Source organism: Psychrobacillus sp., from assembly GCF_056205495.1.
In genome coordinates, this window is record NZ_JBAEAP010000248.1 from 1 (window position 1) to 6389 (window position 6389).

At 39.2% G+C, this 6389-nt stretch carries 7 protein-coding genes and 8 tRNA genes; all 15 read right to left on the reverse strand.

The window, feature by feature from the left end; all coding sequences use genetic code 11:
- Positions 1-5: 5 nt before the first annotated feature.
- A tRNA-Gly gene (locus tag AC06OU_RS07120) sits at positions 6-79 on the reverse strand.
- 29 nt (positions 80-108) lie between these two features.
- Positions 109-185: transfer RNA gene (locus tag AC06OU_RS07125), tRNA-Arg, on the reverse strand.
- Positions 186-203: 18 nt separating this feature from the next.
- Positions 204-290 (reverse strand) — tRNA-Leu (locus AC06OU_RS07130).
- Positions 291-361: 71 nt separating this feature from the next.
- Positions 362-434, reverse strand: a tRNA-Lys gene (locus AC06OU_RS07135).
- An 11-nt stretch (positions 435-445) separates the two neighbouring features.
- Positions 446-520 (reverse strand) — tRNA-Gln (locus tag AC06OU_RS07140).
- Positions 521-523: 3 nt separating this feature from the next.
- A tRNA-Asp gene (locus AC06OU_RS07145) sits at positions 524-599 on the reverse strand.
- Positions 600-622: 23 nt separating this feature from the next.
- A tRNA-Glu gene (locus AC06OU_RS07150) sits at positions 623-697 on the reverse strand.
- Positions 698-706: 9 nt separating this feature from the next.
- Positions 707-781, reverse strand: a tRNA-Asn gene (locus tag AC06OU_RS07155).
- Between the two features lie 74 nt (positions 782-855).
- On the reverse strand, positions 856-1332 hold the full coding sequence (locus AC06OU_RS07160) for a SprT family protein (protein ID WP_475854928.1): 477 nt from the start codon (positions 1330-1332) through the stop codon (positions 856-858).
- Between the two features lie 65 nt (positions 1333-1397).
- Entirely contained in the window at positions 1398-3566 is a 2169-nt protein-coding gene (locus tag AC06OU_RS07165) for a Tex family protein (RefSeq protein ID WP_475854930.1), read from the reverse strand.
- A gap of 71 nt (positions 3567-3637) precedes the next feature.
- Positions 3638-4237: a PP2C family serine/threonine-protein phosphatase gene (locus AC06OU_RS07170; protein WP_251553346.1), complete on the reverse strand. Its 600-nt coding sequence runs from the start codon at positions 4235-4237 to the stop codon at positions 3638-3640.
- Complete coding sequence (gene sigB / locus AC06OU_RS07175; protein ID WP_169360992.1) at positions 4234-5016, reverse strand: RNA polymerase sigma factor SigB; 783 nt, start codon at positions 5014-5016, stop codon at positions 4234-4236. Before sigB ends, AC06OU_RS07170 begins: the two co-directional genes overlap by 4 nt.
- On the reverse strand, positions 4994-5464 hold the full coding sequence (gene rsbW / locus AC06OU_RS07180) for an anti-sigma B factor RsbW (RefSeq protein ID WP_251553344.1): 471 nt from the start codon (positions 5462-5464) through the stop codon (positions 4994-4996). The genes sigB and rsbW overlap by 23 nt, the downstream gene beginning before the upstream one ends.
- The gene (locus tag AC06OU_RS07185; RefSeq protein ID WP_475854932.1) at positions 5451-5792 is read right to left on the reverse strand and encodes an anti-sigma factor antagonist; all 342 of its coding nucleotides are present in this window, start codon (positions 5790-5792) and stop codon (positions 5451-5453) included. Before AC06OU_RS07185 ends, rsbW begins: the two co-directional genes overlap by 14 nt.
- 69 nt (positions 5793-5861) lie before the next feature.
- Positions 5862-6389: PP2C family protein-serine/threonine phosphatase (locus AC06OU_RS07190; protein ID WP_475854934.1), on the reverse strand; the 528-nt coding region annotated here is incomplete at its 5' end.

Below are 6389 nucleotides of genomic sequence, written 5' to 3' on the forward strand. Positions count from 1 at the left end.
ATAATTGGAGCGGGTGAAGAGAATCGCACTCTCATCATCAGCTTGGAAGGCTGAGGTTTTACCACTAAACTACACCCGCATATATAATATATTAAATAATTGTTTATTTGGCGCGCCCGGCAGGAGTCGAACCCACAACCTTCTGATCCGTAGTCAGACGCTCTATCCAATTGAGCTACGGGCGCTTAGTAAGAGACAATGCTTGGTGCGGCCGAGAGGACTTGAACCTCCACGGGGTTAACCCCCACTAGGCCCTCAACCTAGCGCGTCTGCCGTTCCGCCACGACCGCGTAGTTATAAAATGGGAAGCTGTTTATTATAACTTACTCTCATGAGCTTGTCAACAATTATTGTAATATGATGAGCCATGAAGGACTCGAACCTTCGACCCTCTGATTAAAAGTCAGATGCTCTACCAACTGAGCTAATGGCTCACGAAACGAAATGGCTGGGGTACCTGGATTCGAACCAGGGCATGACGGAATCAAAATCCGTTGCCTTACCGCTTGGCTATACCCCAACATGGCGGTCCCGACCGGGATCGAACCGGCGATCTCCTGCGTGACAGGCAGGCATGTTAACCGCTACACCACGGGACCTATGTATCTTTAATTCAATTAAATGGTGACCCCTACGGGATTCGAACCCGTGTTACCGCCGTGAAAGGGCGGTGTCTTAACCGCTTGACCAAGGGGCCATTTAAAGATGGCTCCGAAGGTAGGACTCGAACCTACGACCAATCGGTTAACAGCCGATTGCTCTACCACTGAGCTACTTCGGAATAATTTATGTCGTTTTGTTCTACTCGACTTTTTCTATTATAGAGAGGGTTTGGACAAACGTCAACACTTTTCATCAAATTTCTTTCATTTTTTTAAAAGAACTTAAATGAAGCTCGCCAAAACACTTGCCACACTTGAATTTCTGCGTATTTACTCGAATCTTCCGTCTATATAACAAACCACATTTTGCGCACTCATACACATACAATTTAGTACGTTTTTGATTTTTAGGATCTACGAGAGTAGAACAAAATCTAGGTGAATCTGTTTGTTTTAGAAGCTGACGAAAATCTGCATCTCTATGTTTATACCCTTTCCCTTCTATATGTAAGTGATAATGACATAGCTCATGCTTAATAACTCCAATTAATTCGTTCATTCCATGTTTCTCTAACACTAGAGGGTTTATTTCAATCATATGTGTTCTTAACATATACCTTCCGCCGGTACTGCGCAGTCTTTTATTGAAATAAGCTTTATGGTGAAACTTTCTTTTAAAGATCTGTATGGATATGCTACTTACTAATTCACTCAATTGTTCATCAGTCACTATACTCTCTCCTAGATAAAAGAGCTTGTCCACTGATGTTCATCAATGGACAACTCTGATTATTATTAGACTTGTTGTTCCGGCGGCAGCATCGTTAATGCAATTCTTCCTTTGTTCGCATCAAACTGTTCTACCCATACAGTAACGATATCCCCAAGGGAGACTACATCTAAAGGATGCTTTACAAATCCTTTTTTAAGCTTGGAGATGTGTACAAGTCCATCTTGTTTAACACCTATATCTACAAAGGCGCCGAAGTCGACTACATTTCGAACTGTACCTTGAAGCTCCATTCCTGCTTTTAGATCCTCTAACTTTAGTACATCTTTTTTAAGTAATGGCTGCGGGAAAGCTTCACGTGGATCTCGTGCTGGCTTAATCAATGCATCCAAAATATCTTTTAACGTAATCTCACCAATCCCTAATTCTTTACTAGTTTCTTCTATAGAAATAGTTTTTAGTGCTTCTTCTGCTTCCTTAGAGCCTATTTGGCTTTTCGTTAGCCCTGCAATTTCAAGGACTTGTTCCGCTGCCTTATAGCTTTCCGGGTGAATTCCTGTTGCATCTAACGGATTTTTAGCGTCTGGAACACGTAGGAAACCAATTGCCTGTTCATATGTTTTAGCTCCAAGACGAGGAATTTTCTTGAGCTGAGCTCTTGAAGTGAAGCGTCCTTGTTCGTTTCGCATGTTCACTACATTCTCTGCTACCGTTTTAGAAAGGCCAGACACGTATTGAAGTAATGAAGCTGATGCTGTGTTTACATTTACGCCTACTTGGTTAACCGCAGTCTCTACTATAAAAGAAAGAGATTCCGACAGTTTCTTTTGTGACACATCATGCTGGTATTGTCCCACACCTACTGCCTTTGGATCTATTTTTACCAACTCTGCTAAAGGGTCTTGTAGTCTTCTAGCGATAGATACGGCACTTCGTTGCTCAACTTGAAGGTCGGGAAACTCGTTTCTTGCTGTTTCTGAAGCTGAGTACACCGAGGCACCTGCTTCATTGACAATTACGTACGCTACTTCTCCTGTTACTTCCTTCAGGCAATCTACAATGAATTGTTCTGTTTCACGAGATGCCGTACCATTTCCTATCGCTATCAGAGAGATTGGATAATTCTTAAGGTAAGAAAGAACTTTCTTTTTCGAGCCTTCTATATCCATTTTAGGTGCGTGAGGGTAAATGGCAGATACCTCTAATAGCTTACCTGTATCATCAACCACTGCAAGTTTACAGCCAGTACGGTAGGCCGGATCCACTCCAAGCACCACTTTTCCTTTTAATGGTGGCTGAAGTAAGAGGTTACGTAGATTTTCAGAAAAAATATGAATAGCCTGCGCTTCAGCTTTTTCTGTAAGCTCAGCGCGAATTTCTCTTTCTACAGAAGGTTGAATTAATCTCTTATATGAATCCTCTATCGCTACCTTCACCTGTTCCACTGCTTCACTAGTAGAATGATTTGGTATCCATTGTGCTTCCATTACTCTTAAAATTTTGTCCTGTGGTGTTTGTAGACCAACTTTAAGTACATCCTCTTTTTCACCACGATTTAAGGCAAGAATTCGATGAGGCACTATTTTTTTCACTGGCTCTTCATATTCGTAATACATTTCATAGACATTTTTTTCATCAAGCTCTGCTTTTTTCAAAGAGGATACAATTCTTCCGTCGGTGCGTGTTAGGTTACGTATTTGCTCCCGTATTTTAGCATCATCTGCAAACTGTTCAGCTAATATATCACGAGCACCTTGAAACGCATCCTCAGTAGTCATTACCTCTAATTCTTCATTTACATAAGCCTCTGCTAGGGTTTGAATAGATTCTTTTGGGAATCCAAGTAGTTCAGTAGCTAAAGGTTCCAGTCCTTTTTCTTTTGCTATAGTAGCTTTCGTTCTACGTTTCTGTTTGTACGGTCTATACAGATCCTCTACTCGTTGAAGGACAGTCGCGTTTTGTATAGAAGCAGTAAGTTCTTCAGTAAGTTTTCCTTGTTCTTCTATTAATCGTAGAACTTCCTCTTTGCGTTGTTCGAGCTGTTGGATATAATGATAACGATCTTCTATTGCTTTTATTTGCACTTCATCTAACGAGCCTGTTTGTTCTTTACGATATCGAGCTATAAAAGGAACTGTGTTTCCTTCTTCTAATAATTTTATTACTTGCTCTGCTTGAGATGATTTAGTGCCCGTCTCTTTGGATACGAGCTGAAGCATTTTCTTTAGTTCCAAAACAAACCCATCCTTTCTTTCTAACCTTATTTTAACATATACTGAACGCAGCAAAAAAGCTTACCCTTTAATTATGAGAGTAAGCTTCCTACAATGAATGTGGCGTCATCGCCATGTTCTATTTCTTTATAAACTGTTTCGTACAAACATTTAGTACCGCTAGATTCCTTAATAGTGGACTTTGGACTCTTCATCACTACTCCATCAGAATGCAAAAGGAACAAGTCATCTTTGGCACATGGGTATGTTTGTGTATTAATCTTTTGTTTACGTCCTGACAGATATCCCATAACAGGCAATGGATAAATCATTTTTCCTGTGGAGCGTTGGTACATATAAAACTTTATATTGCCTACACAGCTATATGATATAGTTTGAGCTTTATAATCTATTTTCACAAGTGCAACGGCTGCTCCTCGTTTTTGTACCATAAGCTCATTGCATTTTAACAATAAGTTATCCAATGTCTCTTCAGGATATTGTTCTAAAATGTTTGGTATTACATCAGCTGATTCTTTTGCTATTGGACCGTTTCCTAATCCATCTGCAATTGCACAAAGCATAAAATCTTCATGCTTAGATACATAGTAAGTATCACCAGATTCCGCATTCCCTGTTTTTGCTTCCTGAAAGACTAGCAACTCGACTTTTTCATCTGAGTAGTTTATCAATTTACAATTCCACCTGACGATAATATTGCCTCTTGTAATTTCTTTATTGCTTTGCGCTGAATTCTCGATACATGCATTTGCGAAATACCGAGACGGTCGCCTGTTTCTTTCTGACTCAGCTGCTCCATGTATGTAAGTAAAATTATCTCTTTTTCTCTTTCAGACAACACATTAAAAGCTTCGGCTACAAGTAAGCGCTGATCCGTTTTTTCAAATTCCCCATCTGTCTGACCAATTACATCAAACAACGTTATAGTACTACCATCTGCATCGGATTCTAAGGAATGATCCATCGACAATGCTTGATAGCTTTTGCCCATTTCCATTGCTTCTAGAACATCTTCAACTTCTACATCAAGATAATCTGCAATTTCAGGGACTAAGGGAGATCTTTGAAACTCAGTTGTTAGCACTTCTACTGCCGATCTAATACGTGGACCTAATTCTTTAATTCTTCTTGGAACATGGACTGCCCAAGTCTTGTCTCTGAGAAATCTTTTAATTTCACCTATAATCGTCGGAATGGCAAAAGCTTCAAAGTTTTTACCAAAGGACGGATCGTATCTTCTAATAGCCCCTAATAGACCAAGCATACCTACTTGAACTATATCCTCATGATGAGACTTACCATTAGAATATTTACGAGCAATCGACTCAACCAAACGCTCGTAGTTTAACACCAGATTTGTTTGAGCCTCTTCGCTTTCTGTCGTTTGATACTCTTTAATCCACTTTAATATTTGTTCCTTTGACTCTTTAGGAAGAGATGTGTTCGACATTATCATCCACCTGCTTTACTCCGACATGCTTCGTCATAAATACAGTTACACCCTCTTGGTGATGAACTTTTACTTCATCCATCAATGTTTCGATAAGGTATAAGCCAAGCCCTCCTTCACGTAAGAATGATCCCTCCTCTAAATCATGGTAAGGTCCCACTTGCGCTTTTGTTTCCTCAAAGTTAAAACTTTTTCCATGGTCTGCAATCATAATTTCGATTCTATCAGAATATAACGCACAACCAATTACTACTTCGCCGTCCTCATCTTCTGCATAAGCATGCTGAACTGCATTAGTAATTGCTTCACTCGCTGCAATTTTTAAATCTTCTATATCATCATAGGAAAAGCCCATACGATTCGCCAGCCCTGAAATTGTAAGACGTGCTACACTTACATATTGAGGCTTTGCCGGCAAACGAATCTCCACATAATCAAACGGTTTCATCTATTTTCACCTCTTCGCTCGCTTGAATGTCCATAATATCCCCTAACCCAGTTATATCAAACAATCTTTTAAGGCGAGGTGAAAGTCCTGTTAACTCCATATGGACATTAGACTCCTTAGCACTTTTATAAAAACCTACAAATACACCCAATCCAGTACTATCCATATATGTTACGTCAGTTAAATTTAACTCGACACGTATATCTTCTTTTAAATTGATTTCTGAAAGTTTTTCTCTTAATAAAGGTGCAGTAAATGCATCAATTTCACCTTTAATAATTCCTTTGACACGCATCTCTTCTTCGTGTAGTTCTACTAATATATTCATTATCAAATTATCCCCCGTTTTCACTATATATACGTATCTATACCACGATACAATCAATGTTAAACATTTTTAAAGCGATTTCTTGAATATGACTAGAGTAAAATCATCACGTTGTTCAAATTCCTGCAATTCCTCTAGCTTATGGAATACATATTCGACCATTTCTTGAGCCGGCTTATCTTTTACGCTTTCAATAATACTTAGTATTATATTTTGGTCAATAAAGCCTTCCTTCGAACGACATTCCGTTACACCATCGGTCATCATTACAACAAAGTCATCTTTTTCTAACGTAATAGAATGTTGCTCGTATTTGACATTAGGAACTACGCCAAGCAATAAGCCTTTTGCCTGAAGTTCTTTAAACTCTCCTGTGTGAGCACAATAGAACAATGGTGGCTCATGTCCTGCGGATGCATATGTGAATTCACTTAATGCTGTATCGTATGTTCCATAAAACATCGATATAAACATCGAGTCACTAACACTTTTTTCAACAATCCGATTGATGATATCCAAAACGACAACTGGATCTGTATCTGGACCATCCAAACTATCCATACCATATTTAATCATGGACATACAAAGAGCTGCAGG